1 protein-coding gene is annotated in these 2,588 nt (G+C 57.2%); it reads right to left on the reverse strand.

Annotated elements, in window-relative coordinates; translation table 11 throughout:
* Positions 1–53 precede the first annotated feature (53 nt).
* Positions 54–2,588, reverse strand: a 2,535-nt coding sequence (locus tag WC184_13330) for a choice-of-anchor J domain-containing protein (protein ID MFA7478850.1), incomplete at its 5' end; no start/stop codon positions are given.

The following is a 2,588-nucleotide window of genomic DNA, read 5'->3' on the forward strand; positions in this document are numbered from 1 at the left end:
GAAAAAGGCGCCCCGTTGTTTGGGGCGCCTGTAAGTTATCTGTTGAAGTTGGATTACTTCATCAGAATCATTTTCTTGGTGCTGCTGTATTTGCCGGCGTGCATTTTGTAGAAATAGACACCGCTGGATACAGCTTGGTTGTTGTTGTCGCGGCCGTTCCAGACGATGCTGTGCTGGCCGGCGTTCTTGTCTTCATTCACCAGGGTTTTCACCAATTGGCCCTTAATGTTGTAGATGCCGATGCTCACGGGGCTGGCTTCTTTAACGCTGTAGCGAATGGTGGTGCTGGGATTGAAGGGGTTGGGATAGTTGCCCTGCAGCTCGGTCACCAAAGCGGGCATGCCGGGATCATCGTTGTCAACATAGCCGCCATCGCTGTGGATGGAGAAATCGTCCACGTAGAAGATGAAGGCGTCGTCGCTGACGCAGCGGATGCCGACACGGACAATTTGGTTGTCGTAGGTGGAGAGGTCGTAGATATATTCCATCCAACCGGCGGGGGCTTCAACATAGTTGCCGGGGCTCACATATTGGAAGCCCTGAGGGATGATGTCGGTACGTGTAGTAACGCCAACGCGGAAACGCTCCAAGCCATAGTTCGCGGTGTGGGAGCGGGCATAGAAGCGGACGGAGCTGTTGGTTCCCATCTGAATGCGCGGGGTAATCAGCCAGTCGTTATTGGGACCATTGGTCGCCGCAAAGCTGGCAGCCATCTTGGAACCGCTGTGGGCTGTGATACCTGTGATGGGAGGTGTGGTGGCGCTGGGATTGAAGATCATGTAGGCCATCGGGCCACCGGTATTCGGGAAATAGACATCTGTGATGCCATAGGTATCGGAAAGGTCAACGTCCAGAAGGGTCCAGGGAGCAAACAGCAGAGCGAAGTCGTCGTAGCTTTCAAAGTCGTCTTCAAAGACGATTTCGGCAAGCTGGAGATCGACGATTACTTCAATCTCGGCGGGCTCGGATTCACCGGTGGTGTGAACAGCGGTCACGCCATAGGTGTAGGTGCCGTTGGGGACGCCATATTCGGTGTAGGTGGTGGCGGAGGGGTCGTTCAAAGTGGCGATGAGGGTGCCATCGCGATAGACCTTGAAGCCAGCCACGAGGCGTTCGTCAGCTTTGGCTGCAGCCTGTTCGGCAGACTTGGCACTGAATGTCAGGGGAGCCTTGCTGTAGCTGATGCTCTGGTGTTCGGCAATCGGAGTAAGCTCAACTGCCTTGAGGGCGTTGGTCTCTGCCACGAAGGTCTTGATCATCCAGTTGTAGTTCAAACCGTCGCCAAGCTGGCTGAGGGTGCTCCACTGGCCTTGGAAATACATCATGTTTCCTTTGCCTTCAATGTGGGGACCGTCGTCGCAACCGGCGGGAAAGCCGCCCTGGGTGTTGCATTCATAGCCAACGTAGAGGTCACCGGTGCTGGGAACGGGAACGGAGGTGTTCAAGACAGCCAGGTTCCATTCGTCCATGACGGGGTTTTCCACCACCTGGGAGGAAACCAGGGTGCCGGCGTTGCTGGCAGTGCCGCCAGTCCAAACCTTAACAGTGTAAATGCAGTTGGGCTCGTGAGGAGCGAACTGCACCTGGGTAATCAGCTTGCCCTGATGAGCGGTAAGATCGCTCTGAGTGAAGCGGTGGGCCACGTCGAAAGTCACGACGCCGTTTGTGCCGATGGCGTTGCCGAGGGTGGTTTCGTTGCACCAGGTGATCCATTCACCCTGCTGGGGAGCTTCCGGGCTTTCCCAAGTGAGAGTGACATCGCTGCCATCAACATCGGCAGTCAGGTTCACGGGAGGTTCGTTGGGAGGGTTGATCGTGGCGGTGGCAGGACCGGTGGGTTCGGATTCGCCCGCGGTGTAGACTGCCGTCACGGTGTAGCTGTAGGTGCCAACGCTCACGGTGTGGTCGTCGTAGCTGGTCACACCTGCGCCGGGAACGAAGCTGAGAAGGGTGCCGTCACGGTAGACGTTGTAGCCTTCAAGTTCGCGGGTGGCGGTACGCGGCGCGGGAACAGGGGTTCCGGTGCTGCGGGAGGCGCTGGCAGGAACTGAAGCGATAACGGTCTTGGCAGCGGGAGGTGTGCCAACAGTGATGTCGTCAACCAGGAAGAAGAAGGCATCGTCACTCACGCACTGGATGCCAAAACGGATTTCCTGGCCGGCATAGCTGCTGAGGTCGTAGCTGTAGAGGGTCCAGTTCACAGGAGCCTGAATGTAGTTGGTGCCGCTGATGATGGTGAAGTTCGCGGGGGCGGTGCCGCCGTTGGAGACTCCAACCTTAAAGCGTTCCAAACCATAGTCCGCCACGTAGGAGCGGGCATAGAAATTCAGGAAATGTCCGGCTTCGGGGGTGAAGGCCGGAGAAATCAGCCAGTCGTTGTTGGCGGTTTGGGTGGAAGCGAAGGATGCCGCCATCTTTTGACCGCTATGGGCCTCAAGGGCTGCCAAGGGAGGTGTGGTGGCGCTGGGGTTGAAAATCATGTAGGCCATGGCGGAATACACGTTCGGCCAGCTGTAGCCACTGACGCCGTAGGTGCCGCTGCCATCAACGTCCACCAAAACCCAGGGATCGAAAGTGAGGGCAAAATC

This window comes from Acidimicrobiia bacterium, assembly GCA_041676705.1.
Classification (GTDB): domain Bacteria; phylum Actinomycetota; class Acidimicrobiia; order Acidimicrobiales; family SKKL01; genus Actinomarinicola.